The sequence below is a fragment of the Stenotrophomonas terrae genome (genome assembly GCF_039674165.1).
GTDB classification, from domain to species: domain Bacteria; phylum Pseudomonadota; class Gammaproteobacteria; order Xanthomonadales; family Xanthomonadaceae; genus Stenotrophomonas; species Stenotrophomonas terrae_A.
Genome location: NZ_JBDJMY010000013.1, coordinates 93,712 through 111,547, shown reverse-complemented (window position 1 = coordinate 111,547; position 17,836 = coordinate 93,712). Strand labels below are relative to the sequence as shown.

The window sequence follows — 17,836 nt, the reverse complement described above, 5'->3', positions numbered from 1 at the left end:
GCCGAGCATGGCTCGGCATTACAGGGTCAGCTTTGTCGGGAATGCCCCTGCCGAGCATGGCTCGGCACTACAGGGCTGGCTTTGTTGGGAATGCCCATGCCGAGCATGGCTCGGCACTACGGGGCTGGCTTTGTCGGGAATGCCCCTGCCGAGCGTGGCTCGGCACTACAGGGTTGGCTTTGTCGGGAATGCCCCTGCCGAGCATGGTTCGGCACTACAGGGCTGGCTTTGTTGGGAAGGCCCCTGCCGAGCGTGGCTCGGCACTACGGGGTTAGATGTCGCTGCCGGCGGGCATTGCCTGCAGGGCCTTGATGGCCTCAGACAGAACGTCCACTTCAGGGCTCTCGAAGCCGCCGCGCACGTGTTGCTCGCTGGCAAACAAACCTTGCTCCAGCAACGCCAGGCAGGTTTCTTCGCGGGTCCAGCCACGCGCCACCGACAGGCGGCGGATGCGCTCCATCAGCAGCGGGTCGATATCCCGCAGAGTTACATCAGTCATGTCGACCACACCGCGTTGTCGGTGGATCCCCCGACGGCATCATCAACGACACCATCCGGGGATTCAATCCATGCGACCGATCAACCGGTGTGGGAGAGCTGGGTAGTGGCATCAACCTCGCGCCGCAGCCACCACGCCATCAGCAACCCAGGCAGGCCCACCACCACTGAAACCAGGAAGAAGATCTGCCAGCCATAGGCATCGGCCAGCACACCCGCAAACGGACCGACAAATACCCGCCCGAGTGTGGCGAATGCCGATAGCAAGGCGTAATGGGTAGCCGAGAAGCGTGTGCCACACAGGCCGCTGAGCAGCGCGACAAACGCCGCCGTGCCCATGCCACCGGCGAAATTGTCCAGGCTCAGCGCAAACAGCAGCAGGCCATCCATCGGGGTGGGGTGATCCAGATGGACGATCAGCAGGTTGAACGCAGGCACCTGCACCGTGCCCCAGGCTCCTGCCCCTTCCCGCGCCAGCAGGTAGAAGCCAAGATTGGATACCAGCTGCAGCACACCGAACCCGATCACCGCGGTCGACAGGCGCAGCCGCAACAGGAAGAACCCACCGACGATGGCGCCAACAATCGTCATCAGCAAACCAATGGTCTTGTTGGCCAGCCCCACTTCAGCCTGGCTGAAACCCATGCCTTTGAGCAGGAACGGCGTGGACAGGCTCAATGCGAATGCATCGCCCACCTTGTACAGCACCACCAGCGCCAGGAATGCCCCGGCCCCTCGCATGCTGAAATAGCTGCGCAGTGAGGCATTGAGGGTTTCGAAGCGCACCCAGCGGGTGACACCCAGCCCCAACAACATGGCGGCGGCGATCTGGGTGACCACAAACACCAGCCGCACCCAGCGATCGGTACTGTCCGGATCCAGTCCAATCAGCACCAGTGCCTGATGCGCCAACCAGGCGCCCAGCGCCACTCCGGCGACCAGCGCCAGAAAGCCACGCAGTTCGCCGCCGGCTTTGGAAACAGGAGCCTTGAAGCGCTCTGGGAGCTTCGGCATCAGCAACAACGCCAGCACGCCGACCGCTACCGACAGCCCCGCCATGACCCGATACACCTGCGGCCAGCTTTGCCATTGCTCGGCCCAGATCAGGGTAATGCCACCGGACAGCACCATCGCCAGCCGGTAGCCGAGCACCGTCAACGACCCGCCCAGGCCGCGCTCGGCCGGTGCCAGCAGATCGGTGCGGTAGGCATCGATCACCACATCCAGCGTGGCTGATAAACAGGCCACCAGCACCGCCACGGACGCAAACAGCGCCAAGTTGCGAGAAGGCGACAAGGTACTCATCAGTGTCAGCGCCGCGCCCAACGCGAACAGCATCAACACGATCCAGCCGCGCCTGCGCCCAAGCACCGGCAGGTCGAAGCGATCGATCAACGGCGCCCAAAGGAACTTGAAGGTGTACGGAATGCCGATCAGCGACAGGAAGCCGAGCGTGACCAGGTCGAGCCCGTCCACGGTCAGCCAAGCCTGCATCGCACCGCCAGTCAGTGCCAAGGGCAGGCCGGAGGCAAAACCAAGCAACAGGATCACGAACAGCCGGCGCAGGCGTTGCAGCCCAGCCGGCGGAGCCTCCACTACCGCCTCACTCACAGGTCATAGTCCACAGTGAACGGGGCGTGGTCGGAGAAGCGCTGGCCGGTGTAGATCGAGCTGCTGCGCAGGCGTTCGCGAAGGCCCGGGGTGACGAACTGGTAATCGATGCGCCAACCCACGTTGTTGGCGCGGGCCGCGCCACGGTTGCTCCACCAGGTGTAGTCCTGGCCTTCCGGGTGCAGCGCGCGGTAGGCGTCTACCCAGCCACGGCCGTTGGCCGCATCGGTCAGCTCGGCCTGGTCGGCGCAGAAACCGTTCATCCAGTCGCGTTCCTGCGGCATGCAGCCGGAGTTTTTCTGGTTGGATTTCCAGTTCTTGATGTCCAGCGCGCTGCGCACGATGTTCCAGTCGCCGCACAGCACGTAGTCACGGCCGCTGGCCAGCCATTCGTCCAGGATCGGCTTCAGCCACTCCATCACCTCGTATTTGAAGCCCTGCCGCAGCTCGCCCGAGGAACCGGACGGGATATAGAACGACACCACGCTGAGGTTGCCGAAACGCGCCTCGATGTAGCGGCCTTCATCGTCGAACGGTGCCCAACCCAGCGCGGTGCGTACTTCGTCCGGCTCGCGGCGGCTCCAGATGCCTACGCCGCTGTAGCCCTTCTTGGTGATCGCATCGCGGTAGAAACAGTGGTGGCCGTCCGGGCGGAACAGCGCATCGGTCAGCTGCGACTCCTGCGCTTTGGTTTCCTGAATGCAGAGCACGTCGGCCTGCTGGCCCAGGAACCACTCGTTGAAGCCCTTGGTGGTGGCCGAACGGATGCCGTTGGCATTGAAGCTGGTAATACGCATGAAGGACCGCTGTTGGGAAAGCTCAAGACCGGCACAGCATACCGCCCGGACCAGGGCGGTCGACACACTGGGCCGGTGCTTTCCCCTGACAGTGAGCCGGGCCCGGGCTTCAGCCGGCGGGAGCGCCCGCAACGCAGCATTTGCAAGGGGCATGCTTTACCCTAGGACCCTCAATAGACGACAAGAATGCGTATTTACATGAGTGACCATCGTTCCCGTTTCCTGCAGCTGGCGTTGAATGCCGACGCGCTGCGTTTTGGCCAGTTCACCCTCAAGTCCGGCCGGGTGAGCCCGTATTTCTTCAACGCCGGCCGTTTTGACACCGGTCTGGCCCTGGCCCAGCTGGGCAACTGCTATGCCGACGCCATCGATGCCGCCGGCATTGCCTATGACCAGCTGTTTGGCCCGGCCTACAAGGGCATCCCGCTGGCCACCGCCATCGCCTGCGAGTTCTCGCACCGCGGCCGCAACCTGCCGTTGACCTTCAACCGCAAGGAAGCCAAGGACCACGGCGAAGGCGGCACCCTGATCGGCGCCGACATGGCCGGCAAGCGCATCCTGATCGTCGATGACGTGATCACCGCCGGTACCGCCATCCGCGAGGCGCTGGCCATCATCCGCGAAGCCAATGGCATTCCCGCCGGCATCGTGGTGGCACTGGACCGCCAGGAAATCGCCTCGGAGACCGACCCGCGTTCAGCCGCGCAGGCCGTGGCTGCCGAAACCGGTATTCCGGTGATTGCGGTGGCCAATCTGGCCGATCTGCTTGCATTCGCCTCCGGGAACCCGGAACTTGTCGGCTATCGCGAACCGTTGCTGGCCTACCGTGGCCGCTACGGGAGCAATCCGACAGGCTGATAGCAGGGGGCTGCCAAGGTGCCAAATCCGACGAAGAAAGCGGCAACGTTGTTGCTGGTGCTGGCCGCACTGGCAGCCCCGGCGCTTGCCCAGAACAAGCCCGCCGACACCGGCAAGAAGCTGTATTGCTGGGATGAAGGCGGCAAGCGCATCTGTTCGGACACGCTGCCGCCGGAAGCGGTGAACAGCGCGCGCCAGGAGTTCAGTGCGCGCAGTGGAACGCGCGGTGCCGAGGTGCAGCGCGCGCTAACCGCCGAAGAACGAGCCGACGCTGCCTTGGCACAGGCCCAACAGGAAGTGGACGCAGCGGCGGCGGACACGCGCAAGCGTACCGAACAGGCGATGTTGTCCACCTACGCCACCGAAGACGATCTGCGCCGTGTGTTCAATGAGCGCACCGCGATTGTCGACAACAACATCAAGACCGCAGTGTTCAACGTGACCAGCCTGCGCAGCGCGCTGGCCGCCCAGCTCACTGCCGCCGGCAACAAGGAACTGGCCGGGCAGAAGGTGGCCGACAAGCAGGCCACTGAAATCCGCCAGCGTCACAATGAACTGCTGGCGCAGCTGCGTCTGCAGTCTGCGTTCGAGCAGCAGCGGCAGGCGATGGATGTTGAAATCGCCGAGAGCCTGGCACGGTATCGCGAGCTCAAGGGCATTGCTGCACCGGTGGATGCTTCCAGCGCCGCGTCGGCTGCTGCACCGGCGCCTGCTGCGGTTGTGCCTGCCAAGGGCTGAGCCGATTGGTGTTGGATTGAAGTATGGGAGCGGCCTTCGGGCCGCTTTTTTGTTTTGGGGCTTTCAGTCAAGAGCTCCCCCTCATCCGCCCCTTCGGGGCACCTTCTCCCGTAAACGGGAGAAGGGAATGGCTTCCTGCGGCGTTGAGTTCGCGAGTGGTTCCGGGTCTACGAGTGGGTTCCTGAGGCATTTAGTCCGCGTGTGGCTCCGGATCTGAAGTGGCTCCCTGCGGCGGTGAGTCTGCGCGTGGTTCCGGGTCTGCGAGTAGCTCCCTGCGGCATTGAGTCTGCGTGTGGTTCCGGCTCTGCGGGTGGCTTCCTGAGGCGTTGAGTCCGGGTGTGACTCCGGATCTGAAGTGGCTCCCTGCGACGTTGAGTCCGCGAGTGGTTCCGGAGCTGCAAGTAGCTCCCTACGGCGCTGAGTCCGCGAGTGGCTCCGGGTCTGCGAGTCGCTTCCTACGGCTTGGAGTGCCCGAGTCGCGGCAGATCCGCAGGCTGCAGCGGACTTGCCGCAAGCCATGAACCGTTTCCCTTCTCCCGCGTGCGGGACTGCAGCCCCCTTTTTGGGGGAAGGTGCCCCGAAGGGGCGGATGAGGGGGCTTTGGCTTTGGCTTTGGCTTTGGCTTTGCTTCCGCATCTACCCCCACACCCCAAGCCCCCCAAACCCCACTTTTTACGCGCCTTTTACGCCAGCCCCCGCTCTGCAGCGTCGATCGTTTACGCCCCCCAGGCGGACGATAGCGCTCTGATCGGGGTGATCAGAACTGCCTTCCTTTGCGGCCTGTCGCCCCGCCCGTCCACCAACGCGCGTGCTGGCAGCTGCGGCTACGTGCTGATCGTAATTCGAGGTTTCCATGCCTGGCTGGCTTGCTCTGTTGTGCGGCGTAGTGGTGCTGATCGCCGCTGCCTATCTGCTGTACGCGGTCCTTCGACCCGATTCGTTCTGAGGAGCGCCATCGTGATCGAAGCCATCATCATCATTCTGGCCAGCCTTGCGCTGGCCTGGCCGCTGGGCCTGTACCTCGCGCGGCTGATGCGCGGTACGCCGATGCGTATCGACATCCTCTTCCACTGGATCGAAAAACCGCTGTACCGCGTGCTCGGGGTCGACCCCAACCACTCCATGTCCTGGCGCGGCTATGTGCTCGCCTTCCTGATCAGCAACCTGGTCCTGGCGATACTGACCCAGACGGTGTTCATGACCCAGGCCTGGCTGCCGTTGAACCCGGACAACATCCCCAACATGCGTTGGGATACCGCGTTCCACACCATGGTCTCGTTCCTGACCAACACCAACCAGCAGCATTACAGCGGCCAGGCACAGCTGTCCTACTTGTCGCAGATGACCGGTATCACCGGCCTGCAGGTGATCACCCCGATGATGGGCCTGGCTCTTGCAGTGGCCACGCTGCGCGCCTTGTTCATGAAGCCGGCGACAAGCGACAACAGCAACGCGCCGGTGCACGTCACCGTCGGCAACTACTACGCCGACGTGGTGCGCCTGTGCCTGCGCTTCCTGCTGCCGCTATGCCTGGTTTGGACGCTGCTGCTGAACTGGCAGGGCGTACCTTCCACACTGGCCGCTGGGCCGCAGGCCACGCCGATCGACGCCAGTGCCGGCATGGAAACGCAGAAGATCCCGCTCGGCCCGGTCGCAGCAATGGTCGCGGCCAAGCAGCTCGGCGCCAATGGCGGCGGCTGGTATGGCCCGAACAGCAGCTTCCCGCTGGAAAACCCGACCCCGCTGTCCAACGCGCTGGAGCTGATCGGCATCCTGCTCATTCCGATGGCCACTATCTGCATGCTCGGCAGCTTCACCGGCCGGCGGCGGTTCGGCGCGCTGGTGTTCGGCTGCATGCTGACCATGTCGGTGCTCTCCACTTCCGCCAGCCTGTGGCTGGAAGGCCATAGCGCCAGCGCCGCCAGCGGCCTGTTGATGGAAGGCAAGGAGGCCCGCTTTGGTGCCGATGGCACGGCCTTGTGGTCGACCATCACCACCCAGGTGCAGAACGGCTCGGTCAATGGCATGCATGATTCGCTGAGCCCGCTCGGCGGACTGGTGCCGCTGGTCAACATGCTGATCAGCGCGATCTGGGGCGGCATTGGCTGCGGCATCCAGCAGTTCCTGGTCTATCTGATGATGGCGGTGTTCCTGGCCGGTCTGATGACCGGGCGCACGCCCGAGCTGCTCGGCCGCAAACTGGAAACGCCACAGGTGCGCCTGCTCGCGGTACTGGTGCTGCTGCAGCCGATCACCCTGCTCGGGCTGACCGCACTGACCTTGGCCGTGCCCGGTCTGGCCGGCACGTCGAATCCCGGCTTCCACGGCATCAGCCAGGTGTTCTACGAGTTCACCTCGGCCTATGCCAACAACGGCTCCGGCTTTGAAGGGCTGGCCGACAACACCGTGTGGTGGAACCTGAGCTGTGCGCTGGTGTTGGCCTTGGGCCGATTCCCGATCCTGATCATCCCGCTGATCATCGCCACACAGCTGGCGGCCAAGCGGCAGGTGCCGCAAAGCGCCGGCAGCCTGCAGATTGAAACCCCGACCTTCGCACTGACGCTCATCTGCGTGGTCATCGTCCTTACCGTGCTGCAGTTCCTGCCAGCGCTGGTGCTTGGCCCGGTGGCCGAACACCTGAGCCTGCTGGCCCTGCAGGGAGCCCCCTCACCGTGAACGCCCCCATGAACCGCTCCGCTTCTCCTGCGGCATCGCGCCGCCCCGCCCTGCTTGATGCGGCCGGCCTGCGCCGTGCGCTGATCGACTCGGTACGCAAGCTGTCGCCGTTGCATCTGCTGCACAACCCGGTGATGGCGGTGGTGATGGCCGGCACCGTGCTGGCGCTGATCGTCACCCTCAGCGGCAACGCGCCGCTGGGCTTCGGCCTGGCCGTCACCGCGATCCTGCTGGTGACGGTGTTGTTCGGCAATTTCGCCGAAGCCGTGGCCGAGGCACGTGGCCGTGGCCAGGCCGCGTCGCTGCGCCGTGCACGTCAGGACCTTGTCGCGCGGCGTGTCGCCACGCCGTTGCAGGGTGCTGCCGAAAACCGTGTTCCGGCGGCCGAGCTGCGCCCAGGCGACCATGTAATTGTCAGCGCCGGTGAGTTCGTGCCAGCCGATGGCGAAATCGTGCGCGGCCTTGCCACCATCAACGAAGCTGCCGTCACCGGCGAATCGGCACCGGTACTGCGCGAGGCCGATACCGATCGCTCCGGCGTGATCGGTGGCACCAAGGTGCTGTCCGACGAGATCGTGGTGCGGGTCAGTGCCGAACCGGGCCACAGCTTCCTCGACCGCATGATCGCGCTGGTCGAGGGCGCCAACCGGCAGAAGACGCCGAACGAGATCGCGCTCACTTTGCTGCTGGCGGCGATGTCGCTGACCTTTCTGGTGGTGGTGGCAACGCTGCCGGCGATTGCGGGCTTCGTCGGCGTCAGCGTTGACCCGCTGCTGCTGATCGCACTGCTGGCATGCCTGATCCCGACCACCATCGGTGGCCTGCTGCCGGCCATCGGCATCGCCGGCATGAACCGTGCGCTGTCGGCCAATGTGCTGGCCAAATCCGGCAAGGCAGTGGAAGTGGCCGGCGACGTGGATGTGCTGCTGCTCGACAAGACCGGCACCATCACCTACGGCGACCGTCAGGCCACGCACTTCCATCCGCTGGCCGGCATCGATGCTGCGCAGCTGCGTGAGGCATCGCTGCTGTCCTCAATGGCCGACCCGACGCCGGAAGGTAAATCCATCGTGCGTCTGGCCCGCGAGCAGGGTTGCACCACCGCCGAACCCGACCACGTTGATGCGGATCCCTCCGCAAAAGCCCGCACATCCATGTACGGCGTTCCAAATTTCCTGGCGTTCACCGCGCAAACCCGCATGTCCGGCGTCGACCTCGACAACGGCCGCAGCATCCGCAAAGGCGCTGCCGATGCCATCACCGCGCATGTGCTGGCGCTGGGTGGCACGGTACCGAACGAGTTGCAGGCGCGGGTGGATCAGGTTGCCCGTGGTGGTGCCACGCCGCTGGTGGTCAGCGAAGGCCGGCATGTGCTCGGCGTGGTGGAGCTGGCCGACGTGGTCAAGCACGGTATGCGCGAGAAGTTCGCCCAGCTGCGGGCAATGGGCATCCGCACGGTGATGATCACCGGCGACAACCCGCTCACCGCTGCCGCCATTGCCGCCGAAGCCGGCGTCGATGACTACATCGCGCAGGCGCGGCCCGAGGACAAGCTGGCACGCATCCGCGCCGAGCAGGCCGGTGGCCGCCTGGTGGCGATGGTCGGCGACGGCACCAACGACGCGCCCGCACTAGCCCAGGCCGATATTGGTCTGGCGATGAACTCCGGTACGCAGGCGGCCAAAGAGGCCGGCAACATGGTCGATCTGGATTCGGACCCGGCCAAGCTGCTGGCGGTGGTGGAAGTGGGCAAGCAGCAGCTGATCACCCGTGGCGCGCTGACCACCTTCTCGCTGGCCAATGACGTGTCCAAATACTTCGCCATCCTGCCGGCGCTGTTTGCCGCCAGCATCCCGTCGATGGCGGCCTTGAACGTGATGCAGCTGTCGAGCCCGCGCAATGCGGTGCTGGCGGCGCTGATCTTCAACGCATTGGTGATCCCGGCGCTGATCCCGCTGGCCCTGCGCGGTGTGCGCTTCCGTCCGGCCACCGCCACCGCGCTGCTGCGGCGGAACATGCTGGTGTACGGACTGGGCGGCGTGCTGCTGCCGTTTGCGGCCATCAAGGCCATCGACTTCCTTCTTGCTCTGGTATTTGGCGCATGAACACTTCAATCGCTTCTTCCCGTCGTTCCGGCAACCCGTTGTGGCGGCCGGCTATTGGCCTGTCACTGTTCGGTCTGTTCGGCACCGGTCTGGTCTATGCGGTGCTGGCAACCTGCCTCTCCGGTGCGCTGTTTCCGGCGCAGGCCGATGGCAGCCTGATCCGCGATGCCGTTGGACAGGTGCGTGGCTCGCTGTATCTGGCACAGCCCTTTGCTGGCGACGGCTATTTCCAGACCCGTCCTTCGGCCGCCAACTACGACCCCATGGCCGCAGCCGGCAGCAATATGGCGCGCAGCAATCCGGACCTGGTCAAGCGCGTGAGCGAAGCCACTGCTGCCGTTGCCGCGCGCGAGAAGATCGATCCGGCCACAGTGCCGGGCGATCTGGTCACGCAGTCGGCCAGTGGCTTGGACCCGGAGCTGTCGCCAGCTGCGGTGCAGGTGCAGATACAACGCGTGGCGGCAGCGCGCGGCTGGCCCGAGGCCCGCGTGCAGGCGCTGGTGGATGCACAAACAGAGGACCGCCAATGGGGCGTGTTCGGCCAGCCGCGTATCAACGTCATCGCGCTCAACCGTGCGCTGGATCAGGCCGCGCATGCGCCCTGATGCAGCCCGCACCCGCAACGGCGCACAATCGCGGCCATGAACGACTCCCGTAGCCGCCAGGCCGATGCCCTTGCGGGCGCCCTGCAACGCGACGCCGGCGGCAAACTGACCGTCTTCCTCGGCGCCGCGCCGGGCGTGGGCAAGACCTTCAGCATGCTCACCCGCGCGCAGGAACAACTGCGGCGCGGCGTGGATGTAATGGCGGCCGTGGTTGAAACCCATGGCCGCAGCGATACCGCCGCCCTGCTCGACGGCCTGCCGCGCATTGCAATGTGCGCGCTGGCGTACCACGGCCACCAGCTGCAGGAGATGGATCTGGACGCGGTGCTGGCACGCAAGCCGGCATTGGTGCTGGTCGATGAGCTGGCCCATCGCAATGCTCCCGGTAGCCGCCATGAGCGGCGCTGGCAGGACGTGATGGAACTGCTCGACGCCGGCATCGACGTCTGGACCACGATCAACATCCAGCACCTGGAAAGCCTCAACGATGTGGTGATGCGCATCACCGGCGTGCGCGTCAGCGAGACCGTGCCGGATGTGGTGTTCGACCGCCTGCACGACATCGTGCTGGTCGACCTGCCACCGCGCGAGCTGATCGAACGCCTGCAGCAAGGCAAGGTCTACGTGCCCGAACAGGCGGCGCAGGCGCTGCAGGCATTCTTTTCGCCGGCCAACCTCACCGCACTGCGCGAACTGGCAATGCAGGAAGCCGCCGACCGCGTCGACAGCAGCCTGCGCGAGACCCGCGCAGCGCGCGGCGAAAGCAATCTGCCGCTGCGGCGGCGGGTGGTGGTCGCCATCGATGGCAGCGGCCAGAGCGAATACCTGGTGCGGGTGGCGCGGCGCATTGCCGAGCGCCGCGATGCGCCGTGGACGGTGGTGACCGTGCAGCATCGCCGCTACGACGAGGCCACCCGCCGCGAGATCGATGATGCGTTCGCGTTGGCACGACGGCTCGGCGGCGATGCCGAACTGCTGCACGGGCCAGGCATCGCCGATGCGCTGCTCGACTATGCCGCGCACAACGCGGTGTCCTCGCTGCTGCTGGGCCGCACCCGCGAGCGGCCGTTGGCGCGGCTGTTCAACCAGACCCTGACCCAGCAGTTGATACAACGCGGCGCGCACTACGAAATCACCATCATCAGCACCCCGCAGGCACGCGCCAATGCGCGCCGCTTTGGGCTCTCGCTCGCGCCGGACAGCTGGGGCAAGGACGCAACCACCGCCGTGCTGGCCACCGCGATTGCCTGCCTGGCCGCGTGGCTGGGTGAGCGCTGGATAGGGCTGAGCGACCTGGCGATGGTGTTCATCGTCGCCGTGGTGCTTGTGGCTGCGCGCACGCGGATGAGCGCGGCAGTGCTGGCGGCGACGCTGTGCTTTCTGGCCTACAACTTCTTCTTCATCGCGCCACGCTTCACCTTTGCGATCGGCGCGCGGCAAGGCGTGATCACGGTGTTCCTGTTCCTGGCCGCCGCGCTGGTCGCCGGCCGGCTGGCATCGCGGCTGCGCATGCAGGTGGTGGCGCTGCGTGCGGCCAATCGCCATGCCAATGTGCGGCAGACGCTGGGCCGGCAGCTGGTCGGTGCCACCGACAACGCGCAGGTCGCACATGCCGGCCGCGTTGCCCTGGAACAGGCGTTGGATGCGCCGGCCTGGGTGCGCTTGGCCGGTGACACCAGCACCAGCGGCACGGCTGCACCTGGCGACACCGACCTGGCCGCTGCCGATTGGGCACTGCGCCACGGGCAACCGGCGGGCCGCTTCACCGATACGCTGGCCGGCGCCTGCTGGTGGTTCCTGCCCTTGCTGGATGGCGACGCGCGGGCGATAGGCGTGGCCGGCCTGCGTTTTGATCATCAGCATCCACGGCTTGCCCCGGAGCAGCGCCAGCTGGTGCAGGCGATGGCTGACGACATCGCTCAAGCCGCCCTGCGCACGCGGCTGGTCGCCGACCTTGAAACCGCGCATCTGCACAACGAGACCGAACGCCTGCGCTCGGCGCTGTTGTCTTCGGTGTCGCACGACCTGCGCTCGCCGTTGGCGGCGATGATCGGTTCGGCCGACAGCCTGTCCAACTACGCCGATGCGATGGACGCCAGCGACCGCCGCGCCCTGCTCGACACCATCGTGGTCGAAGGCGAGCGGCTGGACCGCTACATCCAGAACCTGCTGGACATGACCCGGCTTGGCCACGACGGGCTCAAGCTCAACCGTGACTGGATCGGCGTGGACGAGCTGATCGGCTCGGCCGCGCGGCGCCTGCAGCGCTATCAACCGGATGTGCGCCTGCAGCTGGATATTCCAGCGGAACTGGGGCCGATCTGGGTACACCCGGCCTTGGTCGAGCAGGCGGTGTTCAACGTGATGGAGAACGCCGCCAAGTTCTCGCCGCCCGGCGTGCCGGTGGAGGTACGTGCACGCCAGCAGGCCAACGAGCTGCGCATCGAGGTTATCGACGCCGGCCCGGGCATTCCCGATGCCGAGCGCTCGCGCATCTTCGACATGTTCTACAGCGTGGAGCGCGGCGACCGCGGCCGCCAAGGTACTGGCTTGGGCCTGACCATCTGCCAGGGCATGATCGGCGCACACGGCGGCAGCGTCGAAGCGCTGCCGGGGCGCGACGGACGCGGTACGCTGATACGAATGACCCTGCCCCTGCTCCAGCCGCATCCCGAGAGCCCGCGCGACGATGGCTGACGCGCCGGCCATTCCGCCGCCGCGCGTGCTGGTGGTGGATGACGAAGTGCAGATCCGGCGCTTTCTGGATATCTCGCTGCGTGCGCAAGGCTATGCGGTCAGCCAGGCCAGCAATGGCGCCGAAGGCCTGCAGCGGCTGGCCGAGGACGGTGCCGACCTGGTGGTGCTGGATATCGGCCTGCCCGACATGGAGGGCCATGAGGTGTTGGCCGAACTGCGGCAATGGAGCCAGGTGCCGGTGATCATGCTCAGCGTGCGCGCCGGCGAAGCGGAGAAGGTGCGCGCCTTGGACAACGGCGCCAACGACTACGTGACCAAACCATTCGGCACCCAGGAATTGATGGCGCGCGTGCGTGCCTTGCTGCGCAGCCGCAGCACCGACAGCGAAGGTCAGGTGCCGGTGTTCGATGACGGCCGCCTGCATATCGACCTGTCGCGCCGCGATGTACGCGTGGATGATGAAGCGATTGCATTGACGCGCAAGGAATATGCGCTATTGGCGTTGTTGCTGCGCAATGCCGGAAGGGTGGTGACGCAGCCGCAGATCTTGCAGGAAATCTGGGGGCCAACGCACCGGCATGACACCCACTACCTACGCATCCTGGTGGGGCGCTTGCGGCACAAGCTGGGCGATTCGGCACTGGAATCGCGTTACCTGTTCACCGAGCCGGGGGTTGGTTTGCGGTTTGGTGGGACTTGAAGTGACGCCGGGCAATTGGGGTTGTGGTTGTTGTTGTGGGAGCGGCGTCAGCCGCGAAGCTATCCAAACAACAGACACCCGTTGATCTGAGGTTGCAGATTGTTGAACGCCGAGGCTGCGTCAGCTTCGCGGCTTACGCCGCTCCCACAAGCGAAAGCGACAGCAAGGGCAACGGCACCCCTCCCCAACCCTCCCCTTGGCTACGCCAAAGGGAGGGGGCGCAGTGCGCGCGGCCTGCTGGGTCGAAGCGCAGCCGCTTGTCTCCCTCCCTTTGGCGCAGCCAAGGGGAGGGTTGGGGAGGGGTGCTTTTCGCAGCAATCCAAACCACCCCAGCAGCGCCCGCTCCGCAAAAAGCAGCCAGCGAAGTCCAACCCACAAAAACAAAAAGCCGCCTGCGCTACGCGCAGACGGCCTTTCGTCATGCAAAAACCAATCAGAACCCCAGTTCAGTCCCGGCCGGCAACACCTGCAGCAGCTGCTCGCGGAATACGCCCTTGATCCGCTCCAGCGCCGCTTCATCATTGGCCTCAAAGCGCAGCACCAGCACCGGCGTGGTGTTGGACGCGCGCACCAGGCCCCAGCCATCATTGAAGTCGGCACGCAGGCCATCAATCGTCGAAATACGCGCGCCCGAGAACGCCGAGTCCTCCAACTGCGCGGTCGCCACGATCAAGGCCACCTGCGCATGCTGGGTGCCCTCTTCCACCGCCACCTTCAACTCCGGCGTGGACACCGCATCCGGCAATTCGTCCAATACCTCGGAAGGCTCTTCATCGCGCTGGCCCAGGATTTCCAACAGGCGCGCGGCCGCATACAAGCCATCGTCAAAGCCGTACCAGCGCTCCTTGAAGAAGAAGTGGCCGCTCATCTCGCCGGCCAGCTCGGCGCCGGTCTCGCGCATCTTGGCCTTGACCAGCGAATGCCCGGTCTTCCACATCATCGGGCTGCCGCCATTGCGCAGGATGTAGTCCGACAACTTGCCCGTGCACTTGACGTCGTAGATGACCATCGCGCCCGGGTTGCGGGTCAGCACGTCGGCGGCGAACAGCATCAGCAGACGGTCGGCGAAGATGATCTTGCCGTCCTTGGTGACCACGCCTAGGCGGTCGCCATCGCCATCGAAGGCCACGCCCAGGTCCGCGTCGAAACGCTTGACCATCTGCACCAGGTCTTCGAGGTTGTGCGGGTCGCTGGGGTCGGGGTGGTGGTTGGGGAAATTGCCATCCACATCGCAGTACAACGGAATCACTTCGGCGCCGATGGCTTCCAGCAACTGCGGTGCCACCGCACCGGCAACACCATTGCCAGCGTCGGCGACGATCTTGAGCGGGCGGTCCAGCTGTACGTCGTCGGCAATGCGTTGCACGTAGTCGTCGATGACCTCGCGCTGCTGCAGGCTGCCGTCGTTGTCGGCGCGCTGCAGGCGGCCTTCCTGGATGCGCTTGTACAGGTCGGTGATGGCGTCGCCGGACAGGGTTTCGCCACCAATGACGATCTTGAAACCGTTGTAATCCGGCGGATTGTGGCTGCCGGTCACCGCCACGCAGCTGCCGGCGCGCAGGTGATAGCTGGCGAAGTACACCACCGGGGTAGGCGCCAGGCCGATATCGATCACATCGCAGCCGGCGCGGCGCAGGCCGGTGATCAAGGCGTCGGACAGCTCCGGGCCGGACAGGCGACCGTCGCGGCCCACCACCACATCGCGCAGGCCCTGTGCCTGCATCTCGCTGCCGATGGCCTGGCCAATCAGCGTGGCGACACTGGCATTCAACTCGGCGCCGAGCACGCCACGGATGTCGTAGGCCCGGAAAATGCCCGGCAACACCGCTTCGGCCCCCGGCTCAGGCTGCGCCTGCGGCTGATCGCCAGCGCGCGCATTGGCCGACAGCGGCAACGGCTGCGGGTCCTGTTCCAGCGCTTCCTGCAGGGTTGGGCCGGTGTCATCGGCCTGTGCCGTGTTCTTGCGCAGCGCCGGCAGGTTCATCAGGCGCTTGCGCCCCAACAGCAACAGCAGCGCGGTGGCCAGCAACAGCAGCGCCACAATGGCGCTGGGAATTACCCCAAGGCCGAGCGGGCCGGCGCTGGCATCGGGCAGTTCTGCAACCACCCGCAGGCCGCTGTCACCGACCGGGCGCGCCAGTGCATCGGCGCTGTTGCCAAGATCGGTCGAGCCCTTCTGGACGATGGTGAAACCGCCCTGGCGCAGCCCGAGGAAGGCACTGGCCGGCGAAGCAATGCCGTCAAATACCGAGGTCAGCCGGGTCAGCGGCTGGCGGATATAGATCACCGCCGGCTTGCCCTGCAGCAGTACCGGTGCGGCCAGGCCCAAACGCGGGCTGCCGCCATCGCGGACCACCTTGGCGGTCGGCTGGCCGGCGGCCATTGCCTGCTCAAGCAAGGCCAGGCGCGAGTAACCAAACGTGGCCGGCTCGGCATAGGCCTGGGCCAGGGTGGCATCCAGCACCTGCGCGTCTTCCACGCCGTTCCACTTGTCGCGTACGGCCAAGGCGACCGCAGTCGCATCGCCGCTGGCCAAGGCGGCCTTCACTGGCTCCAGCGCGAGCTGCTTGTTGAACTGCGCGGTCTGGGCGTCCAGTGCCTTCTGCACCTCGGCCACCGCCTGGTCGCGGGACTGCTCCAGCCCGGCACTGGCGCCGGACTGCATCCACTGGTCCGCCGCGCTCCAGCCGAACCAACCGGCCAACAGCAGCAGCATCACCGCCAGCAATGGCGTAGAACGACCCAGTGCGGGACGTGGCCGCCCGCTTTCATTCCCTTGGCTCATCGTGCGTTTCCCCCTGTCAGCGCACCCCGGTGTGGCCGAATCCACCCGTTCCACGTGCACTGTCAATGAAAGTATCCACTACCTGCAATGCAACGCGTGCAATCGGCATCACCACCAATTGCGCGATGCGGTCGCCGGGCTCGATCGTGAATGCGTCACGACCACGGTTCCAGACGCTGATCAGCAAGGGCCCCTGGTAGTCGGCGTCAATCAAACCCGTGCCATTGCCCAACACGATGCCGTGGCGATGGCCCAGCCCCGAGCGCGGCAAAACCACAGCACACAGGCCCGGGTCGGCAATATGTATCGCGATGCCGCTGGGCAGCAGCGCCGCATCACCGGGTTCCAGGGTGAGCGCGACTTCGGTCGCCGCGCGCAGGTCCATGCCGGCGCTGGCTTCGGTGGCGTAGCCCGGCAGCGGCCAGCTGTCGCCGAAGCGCGGGTCCAGCAACTTCACCTGCAAGGGCTGCAGTCCATTACTCATGCGTCCAACCTCTCTGCAATCAGATCCAACAACTGTTCGGCCAACTGGGTCTTGGCGGTGCCCGGGAACTCGCGCAGGCCACCGTCCCAGTAGGCAACGGCGGCATTCTGGTCGCTTTCAAAGCCATTGCCGGCAATGCCGACCTGGTTGGCGATGATCAGGTCCAGGTGCTTGTCGGCCAGCTTGCCGCGCGCGTACTTCTCCACGTCGTGGGTTTCAGCGGCAAAGCCCACCACCAGTTTCAGTGCCTGCTCCTGCACGGCGACTTCGGCCAAGATGTCGGCGGTGCGCACCAGCTCCAGGGTCAGCGTCTGGGTGCCGGCGGTTTTCTTCAGCTTCTGCGGCGAAACCTGGCGCGGCGTGTAATCGGCCACGGCGGCGGCACCGATATAGATATCGGCCGGCAACGCCGCCAGCACGGCCTCACGCATCTGCGCGGCCGAGCGCACATCAATGCGCTGCACGCCGGCCGGGGTGGCCAGCTGCACCGGGCCGCTGACCAGCACAACCTGCGCGCCCTGACGGGCGGCGGCGGCGGCCAGGGCGTAGCCCATCTTGCCGCTGGAGCGGTTGCCGACATAGCGCACCGGGTCCAGGTCTTCATAGGTGGGGCCGGCACTGATCAACACGCGCATGCCGTTGAGGCGGCCCGGCTTGGGCGCTGCCTGCGGCGCCAGATTGGCCGCCAGCGCGGCAATGATGGTCGGTGCCTCACTGACCCTGCCAGGGCCGGATTCGCCTTCGGCCAGCGGGCCGTCTTCGGGCCCGATCACCTGCACCCCGCGCTCGCGCAGCAGGGCCATGTTGGCCTGGGTGGCAGGATGCAGCCACATGCGGTGGTTCATTGCCGGGCATACGGTCAACGGCGCGGTGGTAGCCAGGCATAGCGTGGTCACCAGGTCGTCGGCATTGCCATGCGCCAGCCGTGCCAGCAGATCGGCGGTGGCCGGGGCAATGAGGATGCGGTCGGCCCAGCGCGCCAGCTCGATATGGCCCATGGCCTGCTCGGCGGCGCTGTCCCACAGTGTGGTGCGGGTGGGATGGCCGGACAGGGCCTGGAAGCTCAGCGGCGTGACGAACTGCTGTGCACCAGCCGTCATCGCCACCTGCACGGTGGCGCCGGCATCACGCAGCCGCCGCACCAGCTCCAGCGACTTGTACGCGGCAATGCCGCCGCCTACGCATAGCAGCAGCTTCTGTCCTTCCAAGGGGCGGGAAGTGGGGGAAACGCTGGTCACGGGTGGATAGTCCTAGGTACAGAAGAATCATTAGCTTAACCGAA

The 17,836-nt window shown here is 65.8% G+C and carries 14 protein-coding genes; 8 read left to right on the top strand and 6 right to left on the bottom strand.

Annotated features, from left to right (window positions below; all coding sequences use genetic code 11):
- Positions 1 to 271: 271 nt before the first annotated feature.
- From ABE493_RS08425 to ABE493_RS08415, 3 genes are all read right to left on the bottom strand, one after another.
- Positions 272 to 499: a hypothetical protein gene (locus ABE493_RS08425; protein ID WP_346498488.1), complete on the bottom strand. Its 228-nt coding sequence runs from the start codon at positions 497 to 499 to the stop codon at positions 272 to 274.
- Positions 500 to 579: 80 nt separating this feature from the next.
- Positions 580 to 2,109, bottom strand: a complete 1,530-nt coding sequence (locus ABE493_RS08420; RefSeq protein ID WP_346498487.1) for an AmpG family muropeptide MFS transporter — start codon at positions 2,107 to 2,109, stop codon at positions 580 to 582.
- Positions 2,106 to 2,906: an exodeoxyribonuclease III gene (locus ABE493_RS08415; RefSeq protein WP_346498486.1), complete on the bottom strand. Its 801-nt coding sequence runs from the start codon at positions 2,904 to 2,906 to the stop codon at positions 2,106 to 2,108. The genes ABE493_RS08420 and ABE493_RS08415 overlap by 4 nt, the downstream gene beginning before the upstream one ends.
- A gap of 198 nt (positions 2,907 to 3,104) precedes the next feature.
- On the opposite strand from ABE493_RS08415, the gene pyrE reads away from it, so the two are divergent.
- From pyrE to ABE493_RS08375, 8 genes are all read left to right on the top strand, one after another.
- A complete protein-coding gene (pyrE, locus tag ABE493_RS08410; RefSeq protein WP_346498485.1) occupies positions 3,105 to 3,764 on the top strand; it encodes an orotate phosphoribosyltransferase in 660 nt (219 codons plus the stop codon).
- Positions 3,765 to 3,833: 69 nt separating this feature from the next.
- The gene (locus ABE493_RS08405) at positions 3,834 to 4,502 is read left to right on the top strand and encodes a hypothetical protein (RefSeq protein ID WP_346498490.1); all 669 of its coding nucleotides are present in this window, start codon (positions 3,834 to 3,836) and stop codon (positions 4,500 to 4,502) included.
- Between the two features lie 853 nt (positions 4,503 to 5,355).
- A complete protein-coding gene (locus ABE493_RS08400; protein WP_082746531.1) occupies positions 5,356 to 5,448 on the top strand; it encodes a potassium-transporting ATPase subunit F in 93 nt (30 codons plus the stop codon).
- 11 nt (positions 5,449 to 5,459) lie between these two features.
- A complete protein-coding gene (gene kdpA / locus ABE493_RS08395) occupies positions 5,460 to 7,178 on the top strand; it encodes a potassium-transporting ATPase subunit KdpA (RefSeq protein ID WP_346498484.1) in 1,719 nt (572 codons plus the stop codon).
- 8 nt (positions 7,179 to 7,186) lie between these two features.
- Positions 7,187 to 9,283 (top strand): potassium-transporting ATPase subunit KdpB, encoded by a 2,097-nt coding sequence (gene kdpB / locus ABE493_RS08390; protein WP_346498483.1) that lies wholly within the window; start codon positions 7,187 to 7,189, stop codon positions 9,281 to 9,283.
- The gene (gene kdpC, locus ABE493_RS08385) at positions 9,280 to 9,888 is read left to right on the top strand and encodes a potassium-transporting ATPase subunit KdpC (RefSeq protein WP_346498482.1); all 609 of its coding nucleotides are present in this window, start codon (positions 9,280 to 9,282) and stop codon (positions 9,886 to 9,888) included. The genes kdpB and kdpC overlap by 4 nt, the downstream gene beginning before the upstream one ends.
- 36 nt (positions 9,889 to 9,924) lie before the next feature.
- Complete coding sequence (locus tag ABE493_RS08380; protein ID WP_346498481.1) at positions 9,925 to 12,585, top strand: sensor histidine kinase KdpD; 2,661 nt, start codon at positions 9,925 to 9,927, stop codon at positions 12,583 to 12,585.
- Complete coding sequence (locus tag ABE493_RS08375; RefSeq protein ID WP_346498480.1) at positions 12,578 to 13,285, top strand: response regulator transcription factor; 708 nt, start codon at positions 12,578 to 12,580, stop codon at positions 13,283 to 13,285. The genes ABE493_RS08380 and ABE493_RS08375 overlap by 8 nt, the downstream gene beginning before the upstream one ends.
- A gap of 433 nt (positions 13,286 to 13,718) precedes the next feature.
- Here ABE493_RS08375 and ABE493_RS08370 read toward each other — a convergent pair whose 3' ends face one another.
- From ABE493_RS08370 to coaBC, 3 genes are read right to left on the bottom strand one after another with little or no spacing between them, the layout of a single operon-like run.
- Positions 13,719 to 16,070, bottom strand: coding sequence for a phosphomannomutase/phosphoglucomutase (locus ABE493_RS08370; RefSeq protein ID WP_346498479.1), 2,352 nt, complete (start codon positions 16,068 to 16,070; stop codon positions 13,719 to 13,721).
- Positions 16,071 to 16,086: 16 nt separating this feature from the next.
- Positions 16,087 to 16,554, bottom strand: coding sequence for a dUTP diphosphatase (dut, locus tag ABE493_RS08365; protein ID WP_346498478.1), 468 nt, complete (start codon positions 16,552 to 16,554; stop codon positions 16,087 to 16,089).
- The gene (coaBC, locus tag ABE493_RS08360) at positions 16,551 to 17,792 is read right to left on the bottom strand and encodes a bifunctional phosphopantothenoylcysteine decarboxylase/phosphopantothenate--cysteine ligase CoaBC (protein ID WP_346498477.1); all 1,242 of its coding nucleotides are present in this window, start codon (positions 17,790 to 17,792) and stop codon (positions 16,551 to 16,553) included. Before coaBC ends, dut begins: the two co-directional genes overlap by 4 nt.
- Positions 17,793 to 17,836 lie beyond the last annotated feature (44 nt).